Genomic DNA, 25,309 nt, shown 5'->3' with positions numbered 1-25,309 from the left:
TGGCTCCTCAGTCCACGTACGGCCGCGCGGGACCTGGCGTGAGCCATTTGCCGCCAGGGGCGTAGCAGGCGGGGTATTCGTCGTTGAAGACTTGGTGGACGTCCTGCGGCACCGGAAGCACGTTGTCGGGCGCCACCGGCGGACCGCCGTGCGCCAAATCGAAGATGTGGTGGCCCTGCCAGTTGGCCCCGTTCGTTGACGGCCACTCTCCGAACTCAGAGCCCCACTGGCGACGAAAGCCTTCACGGGCGTTTTTCCACTTCTCCCGCAACTGGCGGCCGTTCGACACGGTCGGGTAATCGCAACAGCAGTGGGTGATGGCGAGGCGGCCACCGGCCTCCGCGGGCATGAAGAGGTAGCGCCCCTGCCAGTCCCCCTTGATGTCGGCCAGCCACATGCAGCCCATGAGAGGGTAGCCCTGCGCCGCGCACTTCGACTCGCAGCGGGACAGGAACGCGGCGCTGCACTGCCAGGGCCCGTAGTAGATGGTCGTGCGCAGCTGCCCGCCGTCCGGCGTCCTGACGACCGAGCCGACCCACTTCGCACGCGCAGAACTACCACCCCCACCGACGGTAGCCGACCCGCACCCGGCGAGGGCGAGGATCGCGGCGGCGCTCACGGCGCTGCGGAGGACGAAAGCGGCTGACATGGCTCAACATGCCAGCACGGCAAAACGAGAAAGTTAAGTCACGGCCGCGAGTGCATCCTGTTGGGTAGGACGCGCGGACCGACCCAGGCGCGCTACTCCTTCTCCGGTCGCACGCTGCCGTCCTGGTCCACCACGACGTGCAGCCCCTCGTTCTCCCGGTACGCAACGAGCACCTCTCGGCTGCCGCGCCGGGGCGAGAACGAGAAGATGGGCAGGCCGTGGACGAGGGGGCCCTTGGCGGCTGGGCAGGAAGCCCAAGGCCGTGAGGGCACGGCGGAAGAGGGAGGCCATGCCTCACCGAAGGGGCGCTACAACCCCAAGCGGATCATTGCGCCTCCTCCCGCCCGAGTTTGGACGACGAGTAACGCCGCGCGCGCAGTCCAACAATCTAGGGAATCCCCCGACACAGGGTTCTCGTGGTGGCGAACCTTGCAGTTCTCAGAATTGAGGGGTCGTTGATCTTGTCCACGAGAAAGGACTTGGAGGCAACGATGTAGAGGAAGGACTTACCCCTTGAAGCACTTGCATGTAGTGTTGCTCGACATGCAGCAGGCGTAATAGCCGGCGTTACAGGTAACGCTGCAGCCCATGTTATAAGCCTCCGAGATGGAGCAGCTTGAAGAGCCTGCGCCTCCTGAGGTGCAGGAAGGTGCCGTGCCACCGCCACCGCCACCGCCACTATCAGGCTGGGCATAAAAGGCCGAAACTTCATCTTTTGGATGAAGAGCATCTCGCCTCCAGGAACCGGAAGATAGTGCTATCCCATCGCAAAGCACGTCAGCCTTGATGGCGGTCTTGAGGATCGGATCGTTCTTCAAAAGCTCAATTGCCTTGCGATTCTGGTCGGTTCCAAGGCTGAAGATGTAAATGCCATTGCTGGCACTGGAATGAAGAACCAGAAGGCTAAGATCCGATGAGGGCAAAATCTCGGTATGCCCAAGTTCCTCCTCGATTGGGATGCTCTTGTTGTCCTTAATCGTTAATTCGAACTTCCTTTCGACCGATTGTGGATCGCTGTCTGATGAAAGCGAGATTGTCAAAGCATCTTGAGTGATACGCTGCGACCAAGCTTCCCCGCTGGAGCTTCCTTCTTCATGTGCAATCAGAGCATTTAGTTGGTCTTCCAGTGTATTGAACGCCTCATCTTGAGTGCCGCCGCAGCCGGCGAGGATCAAGAAGGCGGCTAAAGGAACAAGAAGTGCGCTTGATGATTTCATAGGAAGATTAGGAAGGGCAATGGGTTGTAGTTCAACTATAGCACAGGCGGAAAAGTAAGGACAAGCCGGCAAAGCCCAATATCTTGCCCTCTGTCAAGCTTGGCAATGTGACGGTATGCTTGCGCAGATATGGCAAAAGCACCTCCGGCCCGCCTATAGTGGCCTTGGCGGCGGTCATTCTCATCATCTGCCTACTCGAACGCCGCATTCGCGGTGCCGCGCTCCAGTCCGGCGGGCGGCTACTTCTCCGGCCGGACGTCGCCGTCCTGTCCGACGATGAAGCGCAGCGCGCCCGACGCTTCCCCTGAGACGCCGATGCTGTAGAGACGCCCGCTCTCCAAGGGCTGTGGGGGCTGCACCGTCTCGAAGCCCTCCGGCACCTCGCCGTAGACGACGCGGCGTCCGCGCGTCCCACCGAAGGAGAGGGCGCGGACGTGCCACACCTGCGTCCCGTCTGCGGACAGCACGCGGATGACGTCGTACCGCGGCGGCCCCCCGTCCTGGGACGGCTCGTCGACGAGGAAGACGGGGCCGGGCAGGCGCTCGTTGCCGGAGGCGAGCGTCACCTCCAGCGGCGGTTGGCAGGCGGTGAGGAGCAACACCTGGAGGACGACGAGCGCGCGCGGCAAGACGCGGTGGAGGCGCATGGTCACGGTGCTCCCTGGCCGGCGCGGAGGGACTTCTTCGCGGCCTCAAGCTGTTGAGTGTAGTCCTTGCCGCCGAGCTCGAACGGCGCCGGCGGCGTCTCGAAGCAGCCCTGACCGAAGGCCAACTCAATGAACTCCGCCTGCTGCTCCGGGTTCATCTGCTCCCAGGACTTGCCTTGCCGGAGGGCCTTGCCGACGTTGTAGCCGTCGCCGAAGAGCTGCGCCACCAGGGCCTCGGACATGTAGTCGTTGCCCCCGTGCTGGTGCTGCCACACGTGGGCCGCCTCGTGCACGAGCAGTTCCGGCTGCAGGGGCAGTGAGTCCTTGGGAATGTAGATGGTGTCCCCATGGGTGAAGGGTCGTCCCCCCACCGTGAGAAGCCCCGCGTTGCCTTCCTTGATCTCGATGCGCGTGTAGTCGATGGAGTCCCCGTACACCTCGTGCAGCGCCGCCAGCTCGTCGCCCGTCAGCTTGCGGCTCGTGGGCTCGATGAAGAGCATCGTCTGGATGGCGCTGAGGATGCTTCCTCCCAGGCGCAGGAGCCCGTCCGTCGGCGTCTGGATGGCCTTGAGGACGCTCAGTCCGAGCTGGGTGAAGCCCTCCGCGAAGCGGCCAGTGAAGATGTTGGCGATGCCCTTTCCGAACGTCTCCGCCATCTCCCAGGTGTTCTTCAGGGTGCCCTTGACGCTGTCGTAGATGCCTTTGCCGATGCCAGCCACTCCGTCCACCACGCGCCCGCCGAAGTCCTTCAGCGCGTCGCCGACGGAGCTGAAGAAGCCCTGGGCGGAGACGCGCGGCTCGCTCTCCGCCGACTTCGTCAGACCCTCGGTAGGCGGGCGGATGGAGATGGCCGTGGGCGTCGTCGTGCGGCGGACCTGGTCTACGAGCGCCTTGTGGGTGGGCGTGTGCGGCGTGAATGCGTCGACGGTGTTGATTGACCTCTCCAGGACCCGGGGCTTCGGCGTGGAGCGCTGGGGCTGCTCTGCGGGCTCGCGGTAGGTGGTGGGGAGGAGAGCGGTGCGGCTGCGTGAGATGGCGTCCATGCTGGCTCCGTGAGGCGTGTCCCTCCGGAGGTGTGCAGCGCGCGTGCCCTGCGTCTCCCCTCTGGGCTTGCCCTACAGTCCCATCTCGCGGCAGGGACGGCCGTCCACAGACGAGCGGGCGTCAGAATCCGCAGGTGTGGAAGTTGCCGGACGCGGAGTACTGGCACTGCGCGGGGTTGCTGCACAGCGAGCCGCACTGGTTGTTGCGCCCGGGGATGGAGCAGGTGTCGCAGACGCCACCGTACGAGACATCAGCGCGTCCAGCGCCTCCTTCTCCGCCTGCTTCAGCTTCACTCCAGGCCCCTGCATGTCGACCCTCCAACTTGGGCCAATATGCAAGCGCGGCAGACTTCATCCGGGACGAGGACCAGGGCGTGTCCGCAAATGTCCTCCTGTTAAACTCTGCCCAGTCCACTCGCGGTGTCCTCTACTTCATCCGCACCTTCCTGGCCGCTGCCTCATGCCACGCGCTCGCCTCCTCCGTGCTTGTTTGAGGGATCTGAGTCATCCTGCGGTCGCGGGGGCGGCGCATGCAGGAGCTGCTCGGACTTGCGCCGCGCCTCCAGCAGGGTGACGAACTCATCGCTCACGCTGTGGTCGCGGGTCCTGGCGGCGTGAACGACCAGCCGATCTCGCAGTTGATGCGCGCTCTCCGGATCCATCAGCAGCGCCAACAGGAAGTAGACGCCCCGGAAGCGCGGATCGTCCATGTGCTGGGCAATGCGGGGGTTGCCCTGCCCCAGGAGTGCCTGGGCGATGAAGAATTCTTGAAGCTTGTCATGGCGGAAACGCCACTCGCGGTGCTCCCGCCCGTCAGGCCCCTTCCACTGCCGGCGCACCACGATCTTGAAGGACTCCAGGCGCAGCAACTCCTTACCGAAGCGCTCCTCCGGCAGAGACGGCCGATCCTCGAGCCGCATCCTGTGGCACTCCTCGGCGAACCCATTCAGCGGGAACTCTGCGAGGTTGACCTCCAGGTAGTCCCTGGCCATCAGCTCGTATTGCTGCTGCCGCAGGCGGAACAGATCCGGCGAGTGCCCCTCGCCCAGCATCTGCGCGATGACGGTGAGGTCCATCGGGTTGGAGAGCACCTCGCGCATCGACAGGCGCAGCTCCTCGGGCTGCTCGGGGGCGAGGACTCGCTGCACGAATCGCTCACATGACTGGAGGTACTCTGGACCACGCAGCCGCGCCTTCTCACCCAGCAGCACCTCACGGCTGGCCAGAAACTCGGACACCTGGGCGTCGGAGAGGGGCTGCAGCACGTACAGGCGCGCCGTGATGGGCGGTGTCCACTCCATGCGCTGGGTGGCAAGCAGGATGTTGCCGTGGAAGTTGCGCTCGACGAACTGGACGATGCGAGCACGCGTGTCTGCCGTCACCTCGTTGAGTCCGTCGATGTAGATGTCCAGTGCGCCGCTGTAAATGATGCTCTGCAGGAAGGCGGTGTCCTTCGCATGCCCCTCCAGCTTGGCCTGGATGGCCTCAAGTACACCCTCCCGGCATCGCTCTGCGGGCAGAAACACCGTGAGCTGCTTCGAGTGGCGGAGCAGGTACCGGATGAACAGCGACTTGCCCAGGCCCGAGGCTCCCTCCAAGACCACTTGGCCTCGCAGCTGGGGGACGGCGGAGAGCAGGGGGACGCTCCGGCCCGCGGACGGGATGAAGACCTGGGAGCCGTGGAAGTAACTCTCCTTGGGGAAACGCTCGAGATCTGCATCCGCCAGGAGCTGGTTCGCAAAGGGCGCGAGGAGGCGGCGCCGCAGGATCGGCACCCATGTCAACAGAAGGCCCACATACCCGAAGCCCGTGATGGTGCGCACCCACGGATTCCAGAAGAAAACCGCCTGGACTTGCGGCGAGCGTGGGTAGACGAACAGGAGGAGCAACCAGAAGCAGAGGTGCCCCACCCAGGTCCACGCGAAGGTCTTCACTCTCCCCCAGCTCTCTAGAGAGGACCTGATGGCCTGAAGTCTCTCGGCATGCGCCGGGTAGGAGGCCTTCAGGTTTGTCTGATGCTGCACGAGTAGCTTGTCGTCAGTGAGCGTCCACTGGCCTTTGGTAAGGCTGGCCACTCGTACAATCTGCTCCGCTAGATCATCCCGCAGGTCAGGGTACTTCCCGGAATGTTGCCAGACCACGGCGAACGCATGCATCGTCTCCCGGGCCTCCTCGAGCGTCAGCTCCGTTGGGAGTCCCGCGAAGGCCCGCCTTGGGAGCCAACGTAGGACGCGCTCCACCGGTGGCTCACCACCGCCCGTAACGTGAGCGCATAACAGCCAGTCGTTGCGATCCCATGGATTCGCGCTTGCCTTCGCCAGGAGCAGGACAACGTGCTGGAGTTCGAGCGGGGCCATGGTCATGAGGAGACCCTTGGCTTCATAGTCATACTGAACTGTTTCGTTCTCCAGAAGCTCCAGAGCTAGAGGCGCGTACTTCCTGTCAAACTCGCCCATGTCGCTCAGCGCCTTCGCTGCTGCAAGGCGGACTTTCTCATCGGGGTCCTTGAGCATGTCGGCGAGGTATGGAGCCTGCTCCTTGGCTGCCTCGCCCATGGCTCCCAGTGCCGCCGCTGCTTCCTTGCGGACGTCCTTCTCGGGGTCCTTGAGCAGGCCGACAAGGTGCGGAGCTTGATCCTTAGCGGCCTTGCCCATGTATTGCAGCGCTTGCACTGCCGCATCGCGGACTTTCTCATTAGGGTCCTTGAGCATGTCGGCGAGGTATGGAGCCTGCTCCTTGGCTGTCTCGCCCAGGGCGCCCAGAGCCTTTGCTGCTCCTTTACTGACATTCTCATTAGGGTCCTTGAGCATGCCAACGAGGAGTGGAGCCTGCTCCTTGGCTGCCTCGCCCATGTGTCCCAGCAATTCCGCTGCTACAATTCGACGGAACGGTGACGGATCCTTGAGCAGGTTGCTAATGCGCGGGACCTGTTCCCTGGCGGCCTTGCCCATGGCTTGCAGCGCCTGCAAAGCAGGGATGAGGATGGACCAGTCTGGATCCTTGAGCATGTCAACGAGGAGGGGGGCTTGTTCCTTGGCTGCCTCGCCCATGGCGCCCAGAGCCTTTGCTGCTCCTCTACTGACATTCTCATTAGGGTCCTTGAGCATGCCAACGAGGAGTGGAGCCTGCTCCTTGGCTGCCTCGCCCATGTTACCCAGTGCTAGAACTGCGGCCTCACGGACGCCACTATCCGGATCCTTGAGCATGCCAACGAGGAGTGGAGCTTGCTCCTTGGCTGCCTCGCCCAGGGCGCCCAGCGCTTGCGTTGCTGCATAGCGGACGCTCTCCTTGGGGGCCTTGAGCAGGTCGCCGAGGTGCGGAGCCTCCTCCTTGGGAACTTTGCCTATGGCTACCAGCACCTGCACTGCTGCTGCGCGGACACCACCGTGCTGGTCTTTCAGCAAGCCGGTAAGTCGTAGGGTTTGATCCTGTGCGGCCTTGCCCATTTCTCTCAGCGCAAACGTTGCTGCAATTCGGACGTTCACATCCGGGTCCTTGAGCATGTCGACGAGGAGGGGAGCCTGATCCTTGGCGGCCTCACCCATGGCTCCCAGGGCCTCCGCAGCAGCTTGGCGGACGGACACGTCTGGATCCCTGAGAAGGCCGGTGAGGAGGGGGGCGTGCTGCTTGGCGGCCTTGCCGAGGACTCCCAAAGCCTGCGCTGTGTCAAGGCGGGTTTGCGGATTGGGGTCCTTGAGCATGCGGCCGAGACGCGGGATCTGTTCATCCGGAACCCGCTTCTCCTTGATCAACAACCGCAGCGCTCCAGCCGCCACTTGGCCGCTCGGATCATCGAGAGCTGCGAGCAGCCCGCGGAGCCTCGGTGAAACGTCTTGTGCCTGTTGTGTCTGCGCGGCCTGTGCGAGGTCACCGAGTGTCATGGTGGCGCAGAGCCACAACGTCAGAATTTGCCTGGGCATGTGCTCTCTCATGCGAATGCTGCCCCCCGTGGGCATTTTGGCAGAACCCAGGACCCGAGACGAGAGGCGCACCTCAAGCGGCTCGGGATGCAGAGAGGTCAGAGGTTCACTGAAGTGCCGCAACGCTCTCTCAAGCGAGTGAGGAGCCGGGACAGGAAGAGGAGAGCCCGGCCCTTGTTGCGATGACGGTGTTAACGAAGGCGCGCACTCGCAGACCCGGCGGCGCCGCGGTGCGCACGTCGAGCGCGGACAGCATGGGGTTTGAGGCGGGTTTGCCGCTGCCCTGCACGGTGGAGGGCTCGCCGCAAACCGGCTCGTCTCCGCGGAGCACCCAGCGGACGGCCTCGCGCAGCGCCCCGGGGTGGACGGATGCGCCATTGGCGTTGACTAGGTAGCGACTCGCGACGGCCTCATTCGAGGCCGCGCGCTCAACGGCCGCCAGCCAGCGTCGCGCCGCCAACGTGTAAGCCCCGCTTTCAGGTTCGGCGGGCGGAGTCGAACCCTCCGGAAGAGCCGGAGAGTTCGGGGCGGGCGTTGCGCCGCGGTGCTTCGTGCACACCGGGTCGCCGCACATGGAGTCCTCGCACGGTGGGACGTCACCCGCGCATGACGCCTCGTCGGCTCGCGTCTCGGCGGGCGGGGCGGGGATGGCGAGGAACAACCTCCCCCAACGCCGCCGAGAGTTCGGTGAATGCAGAGAGCCCTTCCTTCTGGAGCCCTTCGAATGAGAGCACGGTCTGCTGATCCCACTCCGCCAGATCCTGCCGCGCCGCCGCCACCTCAGTCGCCCTGTCGCGCACCGCCTCCACCTGCGCGGAGGGCGTCGCGCTCGGACTCGGTCTTGATGCGCATGTCCTGCTCGAAAGCGTGGTCATCGTTGCGAATGCGCAACTCGCGCTCCAGCTCCGCCACGCGGGCCTGGGCGGCGTCGCGCTGCTCGGCCAGCAGGTGGATGCCCTCGTCCGGGGACTGCGCCGGGCAGATGCCGGGGAGGTGCTTGTCGATGGCCTTCGTCATCGCCTCCACCGCCTTGCGTTCTTCGTCCTGCTCGGACTCGGCCTTGCGCTGCGCAGCCATCGCCTCAACTGCAACGGCATTCGCCCCTTGCTCGCAGTCCTTCAGGTTGTCCAGTTCGGCCGTGAGATGCGCCACCTGGGCCTGGAGGGCGGACACCTTCGTCTCGTGCTCTGCGAGCATGGATGCGCCGGGGCTGTTCATCAGCTCATCCCGGCGCAGGCAGAATTGGCACCGCGGCTGGCGCCCCGTCTCGTCACACGTGCCCCGCCCGCTTTGCCAATCGCACGCGGGGACGTCATCCAGGGCGAGCTTCAGGAGGACGGCGTTGTCCGCCACCAGCCCCGGCACCTTAGCGCCCTCCAGCGCGGCGTCCCGGAGCATCCGGGCCATCACCGTTTCGGTGGAACCCTTTGTCCGCGCGACCACTGCCCGGAACCACCGTTCCACATCCTCGGTCGTGTGCTTCGCCGCGCCGGGCGACGGTTCAGCCGGCAATAGTGCGGACGTCAGCGGCGCGAGCCAGGCCCATGCCTGAGCCAGCGCGGCCCGGACCTGCGCCTCATCGGCGGGCACTTCGCCCAGTGCGATGCGACGGACTTCCTCCAGCTCCTTCGGCAGGCCGCTGACGTCCGCTGGCTTCATTGGGCGCTCGCCTCCGCCAGCGCCTTCGAGGCGGCGCGGCCGCGCGGCAGGAGGACGTCCTCCACCGTGTTCGGCTTCGCGTCGTCCACCCAGTCCGCCGGACGCCGCTTCGTCTTCTCCAGGTTGCGCAGCTTCTGGTAGTGCGCCGCGCAGTAGCCCTTCGTCCGGCTGGGCTTGCCGCAGCCCTTGATGGCGCACACGCGCGTGCCGTCCTCCTGCGCCGCCTTCGCCGTGCCGGGCTTCGACGGCTTGGCCGCGCTCGCCAGGGGCGCCTTCGCCGCGGGCGCGGACGTCACCACGCCACCCAGCTTCGCCACAGTGTCACGCAGCAGCTGCGCGACCTCCTCCAGCCTCTCTGCCAGCTCCAGCAGGCCACCACTGCTCTTCGTCTCCGTCTTCGTCGCCACTTTCGTCTCGTTGTTGGGGGTGATCGCGCCGCCGTCGTGACGGCGCGCGGGAAGCGGGCGGGCGGCCCGCGCTGTGCCGCCCGCTCGGTACTTGAAGTGCTTCGGAGTCGCGGCGGCCTCGCTCTCGCTGGCCAGCCACATCAGTGCCTACAGCGGGCCGTCGTAGCCCTTGTGGGGGCGGTACTTCTCGACGAGGTCCCCGCCGAGGAACGGTAGAGGGAGGTTCGCGGGGCTCAGTCCACCAGTCGCGGCAGCCTCCACGAATATCTTCGCGTTGTTGACGAACCTCAGCATTCCCATCATGGCTGCGTCCGCCTCGGAGCGAAGTGCCGCCAGCCGCGCGTCACTCTCGATGCGGTTCATGTATTTGACGCCGATGTTGTCCGAGTCGTCGCACTTCTCCTCGGCCTCATCCTGGATCTTGTTCGACGTGGCCTTCACCCAGGCCGGCGCGTTGATGGGGACCTTCCGGATCTTCTCCCCCAGCGCGATGGCTCGGGCATCAATCAGGCTCATGCTCCCACCGGAGGCACGGGAGAAGCGGGTCCACACGAAGCACTTCGCGCCGTCCACGTCGAGCCGCCCCTCCTTCTGTGCGAGGTATGCGTTGGCGGCCGCCGAGCGGGCCTCGGTGATGGCTTCGTTGCGCCAAGCTGTCCAGACCTCCTGCGCCTCGCGAGGGGCGCCGAAGTCAGCAGCCCGGGCGGGGATGAACGACTCGAAGTCGAACGTGGCCGCCCGGGCGGGGCTCTTGTGTGCGGTCCAGTCCAAGGGCTTGCCGTCTGCGGTGCCGGCTCCGGCGAGGATGTGTCCGACGATGGCTCCGGCCCTCAACGCCACCCCTTTGCCCTTGCACGCCGGATGCGTGTCCTCCGCATTGTCCAATGCATCCTCGGCATCCGCGTAGGCGGTGTTGGGAAGGTTGTCCCAGTCAGCAGCCGGGAAGCGTGCCTCCCAGGCCTCGTCGGCGCCGCTCCAGTTGGAGCTGTGCTTTGCGAGGGCTGCGCGTAGGCAATCCGCCTGGAGATGGACGGAGGTGCACTTGACGAGGTCGTCGGGGATGGCCCCCCGCTTGGCCTCGTAGTTGGTCATCGCCGTGTCCGAACTGTTGCGGCAGTAGCTCTGCATGTTTTTGGGAAAGGACGGGAGGCCGAAGAGGATGACGCCAGCCGTGTCCGCGCGGGGCTTCGCTTCGGACTCACCACGGGTGCTGTACTCGCTGGAACTGCACGCGACGAGGCACACGAGTGCCAGCGCGATAAGACGCGGGGAGAAAGACATACGACTCCGGGGATTGGTGTTGCGGCTGGACGGAGTTGCCGACGCCGGACTCGAACCGGGAGCGCTGGGACGTCCAGCGGGGGCCCTCGCCCCGTCATCGGCAGGTGCTGCTGGTGTTGCGCGCGCTAGGTGGTGGCGCGGTGTTGCTCGTGGGGCTCAGCCTCTGTTGATGTGTCCGAGGATCAGCGATGGCTCTCCGAGTTCCACGCCATTCGCGGAAGCCCACTTCGCGAGTTGCTTCCACCGCTTCGTCGCCAAGGCCAGCGGCTTCTTCAGCACCTTGGACAAGTCCTCGACGCGACAGACGGGAAGGTCCACGGCGCCGGGGGCCTCCTTGAACCTGTTCGCGATGGCCACGGGGATGCCGAGGGCGGCGGGCACACCGCTTCCGGTCGTGGAGCCATCAATGAAGGAGGGGACGTCCTTGAGTGGGAAGCCCACGAACTCACCGTCCGGACCGCGCAACTTCTCAAGCTTTCGCTTCTGCGGGGCTGTGGGGAACACGCCAAGGATGATCGCTGCGACGACTTCGTTCATGAGGACGGCCTCTTGTGGTGGCACTGCGAGAGAAGGACCCGGCGAGGACGGGAGTGGGGACCGCCCTCGCCGGGCAGCGCTCAACGCCAGCGCCGTGAGAGGCCCCGCGAGGCCCTATGCCGCGCGGGGTGAGGTGGAACGCTCCGTCCAGCCAGGTGTTGTGCTGGCCGCTCCACCGACAAGGCCCGGTGGCCCAATGCCACCGGGTTGCAACCCCGCGCGCTAGGAGATCGGCCCGGGCCGCGTGATGCGGCTGTCGGAACGCGCGGTGCTGCGCAATCAGTCGTGGCTGAACTTCCCGAAGCACACCGGGCCGCCATGGTCCGGGCAGACGCGCGAGCCACCACACGCGCAGTCCTGGATGGTTGCTTTCGCGCAGCAGTCCACGCGTACGTCGAGTTGGCGCGGCGCTGGCAGTTCCTGCTGTTCGCCGCGCAGTGCGCGCAGGCCCGCGAAGTACTCGGCCCGGTTGGACCGGTGCCGAACGACTTCGGAGGACGGCTTGCGCGGGCGGCAGCGGCGCACGGTCAGCCCTCCGCGCCGGGCTCGCGTCCCACCGGCTTCTGCATGGCGGCAACCTGCTTGGCAGAGAAGCCCAGGCGCTTTGCGGAGGCCTTCACGGCTTCGCCCGCCACCTCCCGAGCCTTGCTCCCCTTGGGGAGGCCTTGTGCACGCCCGTAGAGCGCGGGGAACTCCTCCTTGGTCACCTGCTCGGCTTCAGAGACGATGGCGGCGGCGACGTCGTCGGCACCTCCACTCCGAGGAGTAGTGCGAGGAGCCGGGGCACCCGTGCGCTGAGGGGGCGGTCCGTCGTCCATTGCTTGACGAGGGCGCTGCTGGCTTCCGCGCTGGGACTGCTGGCTTTGGCCTTGCCCGTCATCCTCCGGGTCATCGCCAGTGGGAATCAGGAAGAGCTTGAGCAAGGCGTACTTCACCGCTCCGGTGAGCGCCTTGTACGTGGCCTTGTCGCCCTGGTCCTGCCCCTCGCCGAGCACCTCGAACGACCGCTCTTCGCCGCTGTCGCCGTCGGTCAGTGTGAAGCGCACGGTCAGCGTTGCGATTCGGTCCTTGCCGCCCTTGTTGCGCTCCACCTCGCGCCACTCCGTCTTCACCACGGAGGGAATCAGCATGAGGGCGCGGTCCGCCATGGCCTTCCGAACGGCCGAGACGATGTCTGCCTCGGTCGCGTAGTCGTAGCGGTGGAAGTCGTTGCGCCCTGACTTCGGGACGCGCTCCACCTCGCCCATGACCTCGGCCAGCTTGCGCACCAAGCTGCGCTCCGGCGGTTTCTCCGCGGTGCCCGTGGTTGTGTTGGTGCCCGTCATTGCCGTCCGCTCCTACTCGTAGTGCTCGCCTGCGGCCTGCTCGGCCTGGCGCAGCAGTTCTCGCAACTCGGCCTGCACCTCGTCCTCCGGGGTGAGGCAGTCCCACTCCATGTCCCGACACCGGTGCCGTCCCTCGTGTCCATACTCGCGCTCGCACAGCACCCAGCTTCTGTCCGGGTGCTCGGCGTAGGCGGGGCAGGGGGAGCGGCGTCCATTCGGCAATGCAACCTCTCAGGTTGAATGCCTTCGTCTTGCCAATGAGGTCTGACGTGCTACGCGGCGGCCCGCTGCGACTCGGCCCGCGCGCGAAGGTGCTGCGCGAGCCACACCTGGCGCTCCAACTCCGCGCGCAGATACACCTCCGCCTCGTTGAGGCGGGCCAACTGGAGTCGCGAACTGGTGACGCGGCGCTGGAGGCGCAGCCACCGCTCGCGCGTGGCGTCGGTGCCGTCGGGCTCGCACGCCTCCTGGAGGTACTCGACGGCCTGCAGCGCCTCCTGCGTCTGGGCCTGCTGCGCCTCCAGCTCGCGCACCTGTTGCGCGAGGCTCGCCGCGTCGCGGTCCGGCGGCGTCCAGCCCTCACGAGCGAGGACGGTGAGCGCCTCGGCCAGCTCGTGCAGGGGCATTACTTCGCGCCGCCCTTCAGCCGAGCGACGTCATCCTCCATGCGGAGCGCCACGCCTCCAATGGTGGTGTCCAGCTCCTGCCACGCGCGCAGAACCTCCGGCTCCACCTCGTGCTCATCGAAGTAGGCGCGCAGCACCTCGCGCGGCGCCTTCGTCTTCTTCTCAGCCACGGCACTCCTCCTTCTGGGGCACCGCGTGCCCCGAGTTGCACAGCTGCTTCGCCTTCGCGCGCTTCGCCTGCCCTGACTCGCTGGTGTCCGTGCTGCTCCTGCTGGCGTCCTCGTCGGCCACCCGACTCGCGCCCGCCCATCCGCCCTCTCCCGTGTGGAGCCCCGTCCGTCCGCCTCAATGAACGTCAATCTAAACTAAATTTAGTTTAGTGCAAGTTTGACGTTGGAGTTCTTGGCGACTACATCTTTGCGTCGTTGACCGAACTGCGACCGACGCATACGAAAGGAGGCCAGCAGTGCAGAGAGCCGTCGAAAGTGAGCGCCCCATGCCGCTGTTTCCCCCGCCTGAAGAGAAGAAGAAGGGCTCCACGGTCTATCTCCCTGAGTCGATGTGGGAGGAGCTGAGGGAGATCGCTGAGGTCGAGAGCGGAACCGAGAAGAAGCGGACGATCAGCGACGTGTGCGAGCACTTCCTCCGCTGGGCCATCGCCGACTACCGCGAGAAGAAGGCGGAGCAGAGTGACGCGCTGGCTTCGACGACGCCGGAGCCTCATGAAGCCCCGCGCCGCGGACGGTCGCCGAAGAAGTAGCCCGGAGAGTCAGGGAAACGCCGTAGAGTCAGGTCGCTGGAGTCCCCTCCAGGCAGGCGAGCGAGAGTGCGCGATGGGCAGCGGTGTGAATAGCCGGGGCGGTGGTGCGTCTCAGCGGGCGCGCGGAGGTGGTGGTGCGAGTCCGGGAGAGCCGCGCGCCAACGAGGGCCGGCAGACCGGCCGTGTGGGGCAGTACCACCTGAGCCGGTGCATTGAGCGCCGGACGGAGCAGGGTGACGTCTTCCTGGCGCGCCACGTCCAAACGGGACTGCCAGCCATCGTCGTCAGGCCGGAGGTTGAGGAGTCGCAGCTCCTCCAGACAACGCCGGAGGAAGTGCTGGAGCAGTTTCCCAGCGCGTCCCTCGAGGTCACCTGGACGTCCTCCGACTCCCCCGCGTTCCGCGCGCTCCAGGTGCGACTGCCGCACGCGGCGGCTACCGCCAAGGTGCACGAGGAGTTGGTAGCTGTGAGCGAGGATCTTCCGAAGCTTCTGGACCGCGCCATGGGGGCGCCGGAGCTGCGTGAGCACCTGTTGTCACCGCCGCTCACCCGGGCACAGCGCTGGCGTGGCTTGGCGCGACGTCATGCGAACAGGGGCAGGGCGTTCGTCGTCCAGCACTGGAAGGACGCTGCGCTCGGACTGCTCGTTGCGGCGTTTCTTGGCAACCTCATTTGGCCGCAGCGCCAGCACGCGCCATCCAATGAGCCTCCCAGCACGGTTGTCGCGGAGCTCCAGACGCCTGAGTCCACCGTCCTGGCCAATGGCGTTGGGCAGACTGCGGTCGAAGAGATCGAGGCGCCTGTGCTCCTCGTCAGCGAGGTGTCTCCCTTCATCGCTCGCGACATGCCGTCCCGGCCCTTCAAGGTGCAGCGCAGGCCGCCCTGCCGCGGAAGTCAGAAGGAGATCAACGGCGGTTGCTGGGTGAAGGCGGATGTTGAGGACGCTCCGCCGTGTCCTGATGACCTCTACGAGTACAAGGGCGGGTGTTACGCGCCGGTGAAGGCGGAGCCGGAAGACGGCGCTTCGCGCTCGATCTCGAAGTAGTCGACTTGCTTTTCAGTCGCACCAGCAGTAACGATTACTGAAGCAGTACCGCAGCACCCGCTGACCTAGAGACGGCGGGCATCCCAAAGCTTCACCACAGAATTCACCGGTTGGTCGTGATGGTCTGGCCGGTGATAGGGCCCTGTAACCACGTGATGGTGCTGCAGGTGTGTCCGCGGGTTCCCGCTGGTGTTCTCTAGGCACCAGCGGGGCCTGTTTTGGGGTCGCCATGGGACGTCATCGCACGCAGCGCCGCTTCGCTCCCCACGCACAGGATCCACAGGCTCGGACGGTGCGTCCATGCATGGCACCTCCGTCGCTCGCGCTCCCCACGTCGAGGCTCAGCCCTCGCGTGCCGGGGGCGGTGCGCTGTCGTCGAGGACTCGAACTGGCGCTGACGAGAAGCGCCCCCTCCGCGCTTAAACCCTGAACTGGCGCGGCAGTTGCTCTACGCGCGCGTACCCTGGCTGGTTCTCCAGTCCAGGCACCGTGCGGCCCGGGTGACAACCTTTCAGGTTGTTGTCACACTTCAAACCTAATCCTTCGTTCAGTGCCGCAGGCGGTGGGAGAAGTCGATGAACAGCGAAGTCAGCAACGGCCAGATGCAGGACGCGTGGGACGTGCGGCGTGCCGCCCAGTTCCTCGCCATCAGCGAGAAGACGCTCTACCGCCTCGCGGCAGAGGGCAGCGTTCCCAGCTTCAAGGTGGGCGGTTCACTGCGGTTCGACCCGGCGCGGCTCCTGGCCTGGCGTGAGATGCAGCAGCGGGGAGGGAAGTAACCGTGGCCTGGGCGCAGAAGCTGCCGTCAGGGAAGTTCCGGATTGGCTGGGTGGGGAAGGACGGTAAGCCGCACCGTCGGGTCATTCCCGCGAGAACGCTCACTGAGGCGCGCCGCGAAGCGCACGAAGTGGAGCATCGCGCGTGGCGAGAGGAAGCCGGACTGGAGGCGGAGCGACGAGAGGTACCGACCGTGGCTGCGGCCATCCGCATGCGGCTCGATGCACTTCCGCCGGAGTTCGCCAGCAAGCGCAACCTGGAGCAGAAGCTGCGCTACGTGGCGACGGCGCTGGGCACCAGACTCGTGGACTCCGTCACGCCGGCGGACGTGCTTCAGGTGCTCGCGAAGCTGACGAAGCTCTCCCCCCAGTCGCGTGAGCACGTGCGGATGGCAGGGCAGGGCCTCTACTCGTTCCTGGACGAGAAGGCCGGCCTCTTCTCCGGGCCCAATCCCTTCAAGAAGGCTGGGAAGGTGCGAGTGCCCAAGCGCGAAGTGGGCTTCTACACGCCGGAGCAGGTCGCCCAGCTCTTCGCCGCCCTGAGCCCGGAGCATCGCCCGGCTGTTGCCACCAGCGTGCTGACGGGACTCCGCAAGGGCGAGGTGCGCGTGCTGCGCAAGGACGAGGTCCACCTCGTGGAGCGCTACCTCCTCGTGCGCCGGAGCGGACACCGCGACACCACGAAGGGTGGGCGCGAGCGTCGGGTGCCCATTCCCGAGGTGCTGGTACCGACGCTTGAGGAACAGCTAGCGACGCCGGGCCCCCACCTCTTCCCGCGGCCCGGAACGACTAAGCCCTTCGGGCCGAGCTGGCGAATCCACGACATCATCCGCCGCGCCCTCGTGCGGGCCCGCCTGGTGCAGGCCTGGACGCACGTGTGTCGGCGCAAAGGCTGCGGCTTCCGGGAGGAGCGCCAGAACGATGCCCCCTCACGGTGCCCGCGGTGCAACTTCCAGCTGTGGCCCAAGGGCACTCCCCTCACACTGCGCTTCAAGCACCTGCGCTCCACGTGGGGGACGGTGGCCTACCAGACAACGAAGGACATCCGCCTGGTGGCCGAAGTGCTGGGCCACGCGGACGTGGAGACGACGCGCGCGCACTACGCGGTGGCGCTGCCTGAGCACGTTCGCGCGGGCTCCGACGCCGTGGCGGCGACGCTCGACCCGTGGCGTCCACGTGGCGTGAAGACTGAGGAAGCGCAGGTATTACCAAGGAAGGTTGAGGACCTACATGGAGGCCGAAACGTGAATAAAAACGAAGGTTTGGCAAGGCAGAGGAAGGCTGGGGAAGGCCGCTCAATCCCCACTGGCCAGTTTCCTAAACCGCAGGCCACAGGTTCGATTCCTGTCGGGGTCACTCGCCCTGCTTCCCAACCCCACGGGAAGCAGGGCGTTTTGCTGTCCGGTGACGTTCAGGCGCGTTCGCTGGATCGGGTACCCGGAGGGCTCCCGTCCTTCCTCTACGTCATCCCCCACCGGGCGCGTGACGCTGGCAGGGGCCCAAGGCGGATCGCCCCGTGCCGGTGGACTTTACCATGGGTGGAAAATTGTATATTCATGGTTAAGCAGTGAACCTTGATATTCCAGCAATGCGGAATTTCACAAGGCCCCCCGGTCAAGCGGAGTTCGGATGAAACGCGCGGTGAAGACACCCCTCAAGGCATTGCTGCTGGTCACCCTGACGCTCGGTCTCGGGGGATGTGGCGGCGAAGACGTTCCAGGTCCCGTGGAGCCCGAGCACCCGCCGGAGCAGACCCAGGCGCTCGTGGATGAGGAGTTCGAGGCCTCCTATCCGCCGGGCCCCTGGGTCGCGCCGACGCTGCTCGTGGACAGCAACTTCCCGAACGGCGTCCTGAACTTCGCTACGGCCAGCGGCTTCGCCGACTTCTATTCCGCACTGGACACGGTCGCCGACGCGACTTCGGCCAGCACCGGGAGCAGCGGCGTCACTCCCTTCAGCGCCACCGCCACCGCGAGCGCGACGACCAACTCTCCGTCGTTCACCGTGAAGCTGAATGCGGGCCAGGTCTTCGAGGCGGGCACCTGTGATCTCGAAGGAGCCTCGGTCACGGGCGACAGCTACCTGCGCCTGATGCTCAATGGCACCGAGGTCACGGCCAACGATGACGCGTGTGGCACCACGGGCAGCCGCCTGTCCTTCACGGCCGCCACCGCCGGCGTCTACGAAGTCCGCATGGGCTGCTTCTCCACGGGAACCTGTAGCGGCACCGTGGGGTACTCGGTCCTGACGCCGGGCCGTACGGCGGTGCTCAGCGGCGCGCGGAGCTACAGCGGCGCGACCACGACCAGCGCCACCGCGGGCTACTCCACCCTGGTCCTCCACCTGTCCCAGGGGCAGGTGATCGACGCGGGCACGTGTGGTGTCACGGGTTCTTCGGTGGCCGGTGATTCCTACCTGCGCCTCATCGATGCCGAGGGCAACGTCGAACTCGTGGCCAGCGACGACGCGTGCAGTGGCACCGGCAGCCGCATCACATACACCGCGCCCCGCACGGGCCTGTATGAACTGCGGCTCGGTTGCTATTCGGCGCTGAGCTGCTCCGGCACGCTGGCCTACACGCTGAGCGCGGAGATCCACCCCAACGACATGGTGCCGTCCAACTTCGTGAGCGCGAAGACGTACCTGGCGACGGCCCGCCCCTCGGAGCAGGCCGGGGATGCCATTGTCGACGTGACCTACAGCGAATTCGTGGACGACCTCGCCGCGGCCCTGACCGAGGACGACACCCTGCGTCGCCTCGTCGACCGCGACCTCCAGGTCGTCGTCGAGGGCAAGCTGTACCACCTCACCAACATGGGCGTGTTCCAGGTCAACCTGTCCTCGCTCGCGGCCTACCGCGCCTGGTTCAACGCCAACGCCTATGCCATCAACACCGACCCCAACTTCCAGTCCATCGCGGGAGAGTCGTCGCTGGGCAATGGGTCCTACCAGGTCATGCCGGGCGTCATCCGCACGGTGGGAGGGTTCGGTACGCCTTCCGTGAAGCTGCTTGGCTTTGATGACGACGCCAGCGGCGCCGCCACGCTCCAGGCGCTCCCGGATGTGGGCAGCCCCGCCGGATCGGGCACCCACGGCACGGAGCAGGGCCTGGCGAGCGTCAGCGCTCCCCTGCGGAACAAGGGGGCTGAGCTTGGCCGCATCTCGTACTGGTACGGCAAGGTCAACGCGCACAAGGCGCCGGGCGGCGCGTGGCTGAAGGACAACGACTGTGTCTCGGGCGCCAACCTGGATCCGGTCGCGTACTGCCGGAAGTTCTTCCCGGGGACCAACTCGGTCGTGGAGCTGGCGGCGAGCGCCAAGCCGCCCAACCTGTGGAACAGCCAGAACTGTGCCGCGGCGTATTCCGGCAACGGCGAGCGGGACTTCATCTGCGACAGCACCATCGTTCCGGCACCGAGCTGCAACCTCACTCCGCCCGCGATCGCCTACCAGCCCTATCCGGTGGGCTCGAACTTCAAGCGCTCCGAGAACATCCCCTTCGGCAACCGCCGCTTCGTCTTCAAGGCCAAGTCTCCGGGCTTCCAGCTCAACATTGGCGACTACGAGGTGGGGTTCCACACGATCGGCATCAAGGGCAAGCTCCAGCGTCGCAAGCGCTTCCTGGGGATTGGCTACTGGGGACCGTCCTACGCGGACGAAATCGTCGTGGGCATGGACAACATGAAGCTGGATACGGACTACATCGTCCCGTATCCCCAGAACTACAACACGCTGGCCCGGCCCAAGTTCAACACCCTGGCGGATTACAAGATCGGAAACTGGCTGGTGAAGACGGCGAACATCTCCGTCAACATCAAGGTCCCCTACTATCCGATCACCACGCAGGACATCGCCAGCTGGACCAACGGTGGCATCAACTCCCTGATTGGCAATGCCTACACCAACATCTGGAAGGGGATCGAAACGCACGTGATGGATGCCATCGACCCCACGTTCAAGACCCGGTACGAGGCGTACTCGAAGATGGTGACCAACCTGGATGACGCGAACAGGCTCCGGTGGGTCATGGGGGCGGGTGAAAAGCCCCAGTGCTACAGCCACCAGAACACCTGGCGGTTCGACGCGAACGCCGGCTTCCGGTACGCGAAGAACGGAGGCGTCGCCGGACCGCCGGGAACGCCCCCCGCCAAGGTCAACTACAAGTATTCCATGAAGGCTGGCAGCTTCTACGGACGCGCACGTTTGGGCGGCAGCTGGTACGGCATCCGCCTGGTCCGCACTCCGTAACGCCTCCCTCCGTGAAGCGCGAAGGCGACGGAGGGAACACGCTCCGTCGCCGCTCCGGGGAGGGTCTTCGTCTTGCCGTGGGTGGGCACGGCGCGGACAGCTCACGCGAGTGGACGGGCCACCATGGACCCGGCGTGCTCACTCCTCTGGCGGCTCGCTGCTCAGCCAGAAGGAGCGGTTGCCACTGCGCAGGGCCTTCTCCAAGAACTCCTCGAAGGACGAGGCGATGCGCGGCACCTCGTCCGGGTACGTTTCGTGGAAGGCGTCGAGCAGAGGGTAGTGTCCGGCCTCCCGCTTCGCTACGTCCACGACGACGAAGTTGGTGTCCTGCATGTCCACCAGGGTGAAGTGCGATGCGGGGCCCGCGCTGTCCTGGTCTCTTCCACGTATGGCGACCCGTGCCCGAACAATTTCGTCCAGCGACAGGAAGCAGTACTTCGTGTTCGGCGGCGGCGTGAAGAGGGTGCCGCCGTTCGCGTGCAGGTAGAAGGCGCGCAGTTCCTCGTCCAGCTTCCAGCCGACGCGCGCCTCGAAAGCGGAGATCTGCGCGGGTGTCGCTGGTGCGTTGGGAAAGTGGAGCCGGGAGAACTCCGCCAGCAGGCTGTCCATGGGCATGGTGGCGTCCTCAGTCCGCGTAGGGGCGCTCAGGGCCGGGCGTCAGCCACTTCCTGCCGGGCGCGTAGCAGGCGGGGTACTCGTCGTTGAAGAGCTTGTGCACGTCACCAGGGACAGGCAGGACGTTGTCGGGCGCCACCGGCGGCCCGCCATGGGCCAGGTCAAAGATGTGGTGTCCCGGCCAGTTCTTCCCGGCGCTCGTCGCCGGCCACGCGCCGAACTCGGAGCCCCACTCATCCCGGAAGCGCTCGCGCGCGTTGTCCCACTTGTCACGGCGCCGCTGGAGGTCCGCCACCTTGGGGTAGTCGCAGCAGCAGTGGGTGATGGCGAGGCGACCACCTGCCTCCGCGGGCATGAAGAGGTAGCGCCCCTGCCAGTCCCCCTTGATGTCGGCCAGCCACATGCATCCCATGAGGGGGTAGCCCTGCGCCGCGCACTTCGACTCGCAGCGAGTCAGGAACGCGGCGCTGCACTGCCAGGGCCCGTAGTAGATGGTCGTCCGGAGTTGGCCGCCATCCGGCGTGGTGACGACCGGGCTGACCCACTTCGCGCGAGCAGGACTTCCTCCACCGCCGACGGTTGCGGACCCGCACCCGACAAGAGCGAGGAGCGCAGCAGCGCTCGCGGCGCGGCGGAAGGCCACAGCGGTTGTCATGACAATCCATGACAGCACGGCCAGGGCTGACAGGCCACAGGGTCGTTTCCAGTCGTGGGCACTCGCCCTGCGTTCCGTACCTGGCGCACTCCCAGCAGCAACTGCTGCGCTGGACGAAGGTGGATTGGCGCGCTCCTCCCCGAAAGCAGCCTCGGCCGGCAGGGCCTTATCATGGACGTGCTGCAGGTGCCTTCGGAGTGGCATTGCCACAAGACAGAGCGCGGGCCAGGCTATTTCGAGCCCTTCTTGCCCGTGTAGGGGTTGGAGTTGCCCTTGGTGGAGTAGTTGTCGACCTTCGTATGGTTCCCCTTCGTCCGGTGGCTGGGCGCCACATACGTCCCTCGCTTCGTTGTGTAACCCTTGGTCCGGACAGAACCGCGAGCTTCAGCGGAGACACCAATGAACAGGAGAGACAAGAGCAGAAGAGGTCTCATGGCCGCGAGTCTAGGCGCATCTTGGAGTGAGGGGACAATGAGCCTCGTGGAGGGGTCACGACCACCCCCTCATTCCAAGGGCGGCCATACCACTTCGCCTTCTTCTCCCGGGCTGCACAAGCGGCTGCGAAGATTTCAAGGGTCCAATGCTTCCGCCGCAAACCGACAGCAAATCTTGCGTTGGCGGGGACTGACTCCACCGCCGCTGGCGTCACGACCAGCACGGTAGGCTATGCTGTGAGCTCCTGGAGAGACAGCATGACTGTGTCGAACCTGAAAGCCCTCTTGACCGAGGATCTTGCAGCATTGGCCCACGCCATCCGCGAGGCGAATCAGCGCGCATCGCAGGCAGGGCAGAGTGTCTTCGGTCCACAGGCCTTGGACCAGCAGCGGCAGATCCAGTATGCGGCGTTTCGCGAACTGGCAGGTGACCCCTTCTCGGTGCGTATCGACGCGATCTGCAATGGGAAGGAGGCCAAGCGCCTCTACCTGACGAAGGCGCGCCAGGGGCTTGCTCTTCAAGGAGGGGCTCACATCATCTCATGGACCTCCCCACTCGCGCGCCTGCGACTGTTTGATCTGGGAGAGGAAGAGGAGATCGTTGTTCCCAAGGGAGAACAGACCTACCGCGTTGACCTGCGCGGTAGGTTCCAAGTGCAGCAAGGTGACCTTCGGAACGGCCGCTACGAGGCCCTGTCGGGAGCATTCGACTTTGCCAGCGCCCGGCAGACGATAGATGCAGCTACATCCGACCTGCGGCCGGAGGGCCCGGTGGCGGCAGCAGCATTCGGCCTGCGCGAAATCATTTTCGAGACGGACCGGACCCAGGACACGTATCTGCGGATGCCGCTGCGAGGCCACCTTGTCGTCGAGGGAGCCCCCGGCAGCGGTAAGACAACCATCGCACTTCAGCGGGTGGCATACGCCCTGGAGGCACAACACGACGAACTCGATATTCCTCGGGATGCCCCCCACTTCACCGAGGAGTCAACTCTGGTTGTGACGTACAGCGACATCCTGGTGCGCTACCTTGAGCGGTTGCTCAAGGAACTGCGCATCCCGCAGGTGCCCGTCATCTCGATTGATGCGTGGACCCGAAACCTGCTGGATGGGGCACATGCACTCGACAATGTGAAGGCTGACCCGCTGAAGGACAGCAAGGCGCTCGCGGCCATCAAGACGCATGCGGCGATTCTCGAGCCGCTGAAGAGTTGGACCGTTCAGTCCTTGCGCGGCCGCTGGCCTTCGGCGCTTGCGGTACTCGAGGCCCACTTCGATCAGTGCTTGGGTCCGAAGGATGCACGCAGGGCCGAATACCTGCGGGAGATTGGGGAAGCGGAGAGGGGCCTGCGCTCAGGAAGCTTGAGACTTGGGAAGCTTGTCTCGGCATTCCGCATCGCCAACGAGCACTTCTCGCGCGAGCGAGATTCGGCACAGGCCATCGCGGTTCGCGAAGGCCTCAATGCATTCGCCTCTCAAGTGGTGAACCATGGAGAGGTCTACCTCGGCTTTCTTCAGTCAGAAGCATTCGCAGGGCATGCGAATGCCTTGGTTGAAGCCAAGGTGCTGTCGCGCACGGCGGCCGAGAACGCACTCCGCGAGGCGCGCTCACACGCGACCGAAGGTCGCATTCGGAAGAATGACCGCCCTCTGATTGGCTGGATGGTGCGCTGGATGTCAGATGGAGTGCCCTCCGCGCCGACGGTGCGCTTCGTGAAGCCCTGGGAGCGAGTCAGCCACCTTGTATTGGACGAAGCTCAGGACTTCAGCCCTGTGGAGTCCCGACTGCTTTTGGAGCTGGCGGACACGAAGTACCGCTGTGTCACCGCCGTGGGTGACCTGATGCAGCGCTTGAAGTTCCCGGGTGGACTCCCTTCCTGGCCTGACGGTGGATTTTCGCTAGGGGGCGGGGACGGCCAGGTGGGACTTTTCCGCAAGAATTACCGGCAGACGCGCGAATTGGGGGAACTCGCTGCGAGCTACTACCGGGCGCACTTCGGCACAACTGCTCCCTTTGAGGCACGTGAAGACCTGAGCGGCCAGAAGCCAGAGTTGATTCAGGGAGGCAACGTTGAAGCCCGGCTCGCGGAACTCGCGTCCCGAGTCATCAAGCTGAAACGGGAGCATCCAGAGTGGTCCATCGTTCTCATCTGCGATGACGATGAACTGCGTGAGCAGGTGGCAGACATCGTCAAGCCTCTGCTGCAAGAGCACCATATTTCGTGCCGTCGATCCAAGGCGGTGGACCTACACAACCGCGACACAGTGCACATCACGCCGACACTCCACACCAAGGGCCTGGAGTTCGACTGCGTCGGCCTCATCGAGCCGGGACGTGCGAAGCGCAACATGACCGAGGACCAGTTGCTGCGCTCAACATACGTAGCTCTGACACGTGCGGCTCGCCATCTCGTGGTCACTGCACCGCGCAAGCTCACCACTCCTCTGGCGGAGTTGCAGTCCCACTTTGAACTCAGGCCTGTCCGACAGGATTCGAACGAGTAGGGCACGCCCGCGCTCCCGCCGGTGAACCAGACCTGGCCAGGGGCTCGGCGCTTCTTCCCTGCCCCGGATGCCCTCGTCCGGGGCACCGGAGCGGCTGGATGCAGCGCGAGCCGCACCGACACCATCGCCTTCACCACGCGCGACACGGCCTTCAGCCATCCGGCATCCAACTCCCGCGAAGTGCGCGGCAGTCGCTGCAGCTCCACGGGATCCTCGTGAGGCGGTGCTCGCGGCGCTGTTCCCCAAGCAAAGGAGGAGGTGTGCGTGGAGCCCCATGTAGAGGCCGGGCAGGAGTCGCCGAAGGAGGAGACGCCGCGAGTGGACGAGACGGAGTCGAGAGGAGGACGTTTGACCGCGATGTGTTCGCCTGGATGACGTGTGGAGGCAGCGGGTTTGGCGTGCGTAGAGGAAGCTGGAGGGGGGAGCGATTCAGGAGCGCCAGTGCCTGCACATGGCGGGTGTGCGGCGGGCCCCGGCTCCGGAGGTCTCCCCAGGTTGCGGGTGTTGAGGCTCAATTCACCAGCGTCAAGAGATCCAGGTCTCCTAGTTCGCCCCTGATGTGAGGGCGGCCATGTCCAGCGCGTCTCTCAACGAGCTGTGCGGCGTCTCCATCCGACTGGCGCACGGATCGGGTGGCCCCATGAGCGGCCCTCCTCGCCCCCTCCTCGGCGCCGCCCTCACCCTCGATATCGGCTCGCTTGCGTCTATCCGCGCCAGCTCAGCGTATCCGTCCGGCGAGCGACGTGACCGAGCCTATTGCAGAGGGACGGGGACCGTGCTCGGCGGTGGTCGCGAGCCTGTGTGAGAGCGGGCTGACGGGGCGGACCTGAGCAGGGGGCTCAGGACGAATCGGCGGCGCGAAGGCGCTTCCACTCGTGCGGCAGCATCTCTCCGATGCGGGCGTTCGGGTGCGTCTGGACGCGCAGCAGCACGTCGGCCAGGTACTCCTCGGGATTGACG

The 25,309-nt window shown here is 65.6% G+C and carries 24 protein-coding genes; 6 read left to right on the top strand and 18 right to left on the bottom strand.

What is annotated here, in order from left to right:
- Nucleotides 1-7 precede the first annotated feature (7 nt).
- The 15 genes from D7X32_RS09005 to D7X32_RS47495 form a co-directional block, all read right to left on the bottom strand.
- Nucleotides 8-649, bottom strand: a complete 642-nt coding sequence (locus tag D7X32_RS09005; RefSeq protein ID WP_120602103.1) for a hypothetical protein — start codon at nt 647-649, stop codon at nt 8-10.
- A gap of 92 nt (nt 650-741) precedes the next feature.
- Entirely contained in the window at nt 742-921 is a 180-nt protein-coding gene (locus tag D7X32_RS09000) for a hypothetical protein (RefSeq protein WP_120602102.1), read from the bottom strand.
- A gap of 234 nt (nt 922-1,155) precedes the next feature.
- Nucleotides 1,156-1,866 (bottom strand): hypothetical protein, encoded by a 711-nt coding sequence (locus D7X32_RS44900; RefSeq protein ID WP_147450082.1) that lies wholly within the window; start codon nt 1,864-1,866, stop codon nt 1,156-1,158.
- Between the two features lie 239 nt (nt 1,867-2,105).
- Nucleotides 2,106-2,513, bottom strand: coding sequence for a hypothetical protein (locus D7X32_RS08995; RefSeq protein ID WP_120602101.1), 408 nt, complete (start codon nt 2,511-2,513; stop codon nt 2,106-2,108).
- 2 nt (nt 2,514-2,515) lie between these two features.
- Nucleotides 2,516-3,556 carry a hypothetical protein gene (locus D7X32_RS08990; protein ID WP_120602100.1) on the bottom strand — a complete coding sequence of 347 codons (1,041 nt, stop codon included), beginning with the start codon at nt 3,554-3,556 and terminating at the stop codon, nt 2,516-2,518.
- A gap of 458 nt (nt 3,557-4,014) precedes the next feature.
- Entirely contained in the window at nt 4,015-7,476 is a 3,462-nt protein-coding gene (locus D7X32_RS08985; RefSeq protein WP_158625637.1) for a HEAT repeat domain-containing protein, read from the bottom strand.
- A 780-nt stretch (nt 7,477-8,256) separates the two neighbouring features.
- Nucleotides 8,257-9,135 carry a hypothetical protein gene (locus D7X32_RS08975; protein WP_120602097.1) on the bottom strand — a complete coding sequence of 293 codons (879 nt, stop codon included), beginning with the start codon at nt 9,133-9,135 and terminating at the stop codon, nt 8,257-8,259.
- A complete protein-coding gene (locus D7X32_RS46630) occupies nt 9,132-9,683 on the bottom strand; it encodes a cell wall protein (protein ID WP_244238922.1) in 552 nt (183 codons plus the stop codon). The genes D7X32_RS08975 and D7X32_RS46630 overlap by 4 nt, the downstream gene beginning before the upstream one ends.
- Before the next feature lie 6 nt (nt 9,684-9,689).
- Nucleotides 9,690-10,823 carry a hypothetical protein gene (locus tag D7X32_RS08965; RefSeq protein ID WP_120602096.1) on the bottom strand — a complete coding sequence of 378 codons (1,134 nt, stop codon included), beginning with the start codon at nt 10,821-10,823 and terminating at the stop codon, nt 9,690-9,692.
- Between the two features lie 156 nt (nt 10,824-10,979).
- Nucleotides 10,980-11,360: a hypothetical protein gene (locus D7X32_RS08960; protein WP_120602095.1), complete on the bottom strand. Its 381-nt coding sequence runs from the start codon at nt 11,358-11,360 to the stop codon at nt 10,980-10,982.
- Between the two features lie 279 nt (nt 11,361-11,639).
- Entirely contained in the window at nt 11,640-11,885 is a 246-nt protein-coding gene (locus tag D7X32_RS44895; protein WP_147450081.1) for a hypothetical protein, read from the bottom strand.
- Between the two features lie 2 nt (nt 11,886-11,887).
- Nucleotides 11,888-12,685, bottom strand: coding sequence for an ERF family protein (locus D7X32_RS08955; protein ID WP_120602094.1), 798 nt, complete (start codon nt 12,683-12,685; stop codon nt 11,888-11,890).
- Nucleotides 12,686-12,957: 272 nt separating this feature from the next.
- The gene (locus D7X32_RS08950) at nt 12,958-13,311 is read right to left on the bottom strand and encodes a hypothetical protein (RefSeq protein WP_120602093.1); all 354 of its coding nucleotides are present in this window, start codon (nt 13,309-13,311) and stop codon (nt 12,958-12,960) included.
- Nucleotides 13,311-13,481 (bottom strand): hypothetical protein, encoded by a 171-nt coding sequence (locus tag D7X32_RS45375; RefSeq protein ID WP_158625636.1) that lies wholly within the window; start codon nt 13,479-13,481, stop codon nt 13,311-13,313. The genes D7X32_RS08950 and D7X32_RS45375 overlap by 1 nt, the downstream gene beginning before the upstream one ends.
- A complete protein-coding gene (locus tag D7X32_RS47495) occupies nt 13,474-13,602 on the bottom strand; it encodes a hypothetical protein (RefSeq protein ID WP_279635569.1) in 129 nt (42 codons plus the stop codon). The genes D7X32_RS45375 and D7X32_RS47495 overlap by 8 nt, the downstream gene beginning before the upstream one ends.
- A gap of 205 nt (nt 13,603-13,807) precedes the next feature.
- Here D7X32_RS47495 and D7X32_RS08945 point away from each other — a divergent pair, with 205 nt between their 5' ends.
- The 5 genes from D7X32_RS08945 to D7X32_RS08925 all read left to right on the top strand — a co-directional run bounded on the left by D7X32_RS08945 (nt 13,808) and on the right by D7X32_RS08925 (nt 20,140).
- Nucleotides 13,808-14,071, top strand: a complete 264-nt coding sequence (locus D7X32_RS08945; RefSeq protein WP_120602092.1) for a hypothetical protein — start codon at nt 13,808-13,810, stop codon at nt 14,069-14,071.
- A gap of 184 nt (nt 14,072-14,255) precedes the next feature.
- Entirely contained in the window at nt 14,256-15,116 is an 861-nt protein-coding gene (locus D7X32_RS08940; RefSeq protein WP_120602091.1) for a hypothetical protein, read from the top strand.
- 575 nt (nt 15,117-15,691) lie between these two features.
- Nucleotides 15,692-15,895 carry a helix-turn-helix domain-containing protein gene (locus tag D7X32_RS08935; RefSeq protein ID WP_208752365.1) on the top strand — a complete coding sequence of 68 codons (204 nt, stop codon included), beginning with the start codon at nt 15,692-15,694 and terminating at the stop codon, nt 15,893-15,895.
- A 275-nt stretch (nt 15,896-16,170) separates the two neighbouring features.
- Nucleotides 16,171-17,463, top strand: coding sequence for a tyrosine-type recombinase/integrase (locus tag D7X32_RS08930; RefSeq protein WP_158625635.1), 1,293 nt, complete (start codon nt 16,171-16,173; stop codon nt 17,461-17,463).
- Between the two features lie 58 nt (nt 17,464-17,521).
- Complete coding sequence (locus D7X32_RS08925; protein ID WP_147450080.1) at nt 17,522-20,140, top strand: hypothetical protein; 2,619 nt, start codon at nt 17,522-17,524, stop codon at nt 20,138-20,140.
- Nucleotides 20,141-20,278: 138 nt separating this feature from the next.
- Here the strand turns inward: D7X32_RS08925 and D7X32_RS08920 are convergent, their stop codons facing one another.
- Together D7X32_RS08920 and D7X32_RS08915 are read right to left on the bottom strand one after the other, a co-directional pair.
- The gene (locus D7X32_RS08920) at nt 20,279-20,755 is read right to left on the bottom strand and encodes an SMI1/KNR4 family protein (RefSeq protein ID WP_120602088.1); all 477 of its coding nucleotides are present in this window, start codon (nt 20,753-20,755) and stop codon (nt 20,279-20,281) included.
- 10 nt (nt 20,756-20,765) lie between these two features.
- A complete protein-coding gene (locus D7X32_RS08915; RefSeq protein ID WP_120602149.1) occupies nt 20,766-21,410 on the bottom strand; it encodes a hypothetical protein in 645 nt (214 codons plus the stop codon).
- A gap of 692 nt (nt 21,411-22,102) precedes the next feature.
- On the opposite strand from D7X32_RS08915, the gene D7X32_RS08905 reads away from it, so the two are divergent.
- Nucleotides 22,103-24,349, top strand: coding sequence for a helicase domain-containing protein (locus D7X32_RS08905; RefSeq protein ID WP_120602086.1), 2,247 nt, complete (start codon nt 22,103-22,105; stop codon nt 24,347-24,349).
- 839 nt (nt 24,350-25,188) lie between these two features.
- Here D7X32_RS08905 and D7X32_RS08900 read toward each other — a convergent pair.
- A partial coding sequence (locus D7X32_RS08900) for a transposase domain-containing protein (RefSeq protein ID WP_147450079.1) occupies nt 25,189-25,309 on the bottom strand: 121 nt, incomplete at its 5' end.

Source organism: Corallococcus carmarthensis, from assembly GCF_003611695.1.
GTDB lineage: Bacteria > Myxococcota > Myxococcia > Myxococcales > Myxococcaceae > Corallococcus > Corallococcus carmarthensis.
Note: the sequence above shows the minus strand (reverse complement) of the source record. Positions and strands in the feature narration are given on the sequence as shown.

Excerpts from the sequence above, each read along its gene's own strand:
- D7X32_RS08935 (WP_208752365.1), top strand. The coding sequence starts at position 15,692 with ATGAACAGCGAAGTCAGCAACGGCCAGATGCAGGACGCGTGGGACGTG.
- D7X32_RS44900 (WP_147450082.1), bottom strand. The coding sequence starts at position 1,866 with ATGAAATCATCAAGCGCACTTCTTGTTCCTTTAGCCGCCTTCTTGATC.
- D7X32_RS08990 (WP_120602100.1), bottom strand. The coding sequence starts at position 3,556 with ATGGACGCCATCTCACGCAGCCGCACCGCTCTCCTCCCCACCACCTAC.
- D7X32_RS08985 (WP_158625637.1), bottom strand. The coding sequence starts at position 7,476 with ATGCCCAGGCAAATTCTGACGTTGTGGCTCTGCGCCACCATGACACTC.
- D7X32_RS08965 (WP_120602096.1), bottom strand. The coding sequence starts at position 10,823 with ATGTCTTTCTCCCCGCGTCTTATCGCGCTGGCACTCGTGTGCCTCGTC.
- D7X32_RS08975 (WP_120602097.1), bottom strand. The coding sequence starts at position 9,135 with ATGAAGCCAGCGGACGTCAGCGGCCTGCCGAAGGAGCTGGAGGAAGTC.
- D7X32_RS08950 (WP_120602093.1), bottom strand. The coding sequence starts at position 13,311 with ATGCCCCTGCACGAGCTGGCCGAGGCGCTCACCGTCCTCGCTCGTGAG.
- D7X32_RS08995 (WP_120602101.1), bottom strand. The coding sequence starts at position 2,513 with ATGCGCCTCCACCGCGTCTTGCCGCGCGCGCTCGTCGTCCTCCAGGTG.
- D7X32_RS08920 (WP_120602088.1), bottom strand. The coding sequence starts at position 20,755 with ATGCCCATGGACAGCCTGCTGGCGGAGTTCTCCCGGCTCCACTTTCCC.
- D7X32_RS08925 (WP_147450080.1), top strand. The coding sequence starts at position 17,522 with ATGAAACGCGCGGTGAAGACACCCCTCAAGGCATTGCTGCTGGTCACC.
- D7X32_RS08955 (WP_120602094.1), bottom strand. The coding sequence starts at position 12,685 with ATGACGGGCACCAACACAACCACGGGCACCGCGGAGAAACCGCCGGAG.
- D7X32_RS08915 (WP_120602149.1), bottom strand. The coding sequence starts at position 21,410 with ATGACAACCGCTGTGGCCTTCCGCCGCGCCGCGAGCGCTGCTGCGCTC.
- D7X32_RS08905 (WP_120602086.1), top strand. The coding sequence starts at position 22,103 with ATGACTGTGTCGAACCTGAAAGCCCTCTTGACCGAGGATCTTGCAGCA.
- D7X32_RS46630 (WP_244238922.1), bottom strand. The coding sequence starts at position 9,683 with ATGTGGCTGGCCAGCGAGAGCGAGGCCGCCGCGACTCCGAAGCACTTC.
- D7X32_RS08945 (WP_120602092.1), top strand. The coding sequence starts at position 13,808 with ATGCCGCTGTTTCCCCCGCCTGAAGAGAAGAAGAAGGGCTCCACGGTC.
- D7X32_RS08960 (WP_120602095.1), bottom strand. The coding sequence starts at position 11,360 with ATGAACGAAGTCGTCGCAGCGATCATCCTTGGCGTGTTCCCCACAGCC.
- D7X32_RS09005 (WP_120602103.1), bottom strand. The coding sequence starts at position 649 with ATGTCAGCCGCTTTCGTCCTCCGCAGCGCCGTGAGCGCCGCCGCGATC.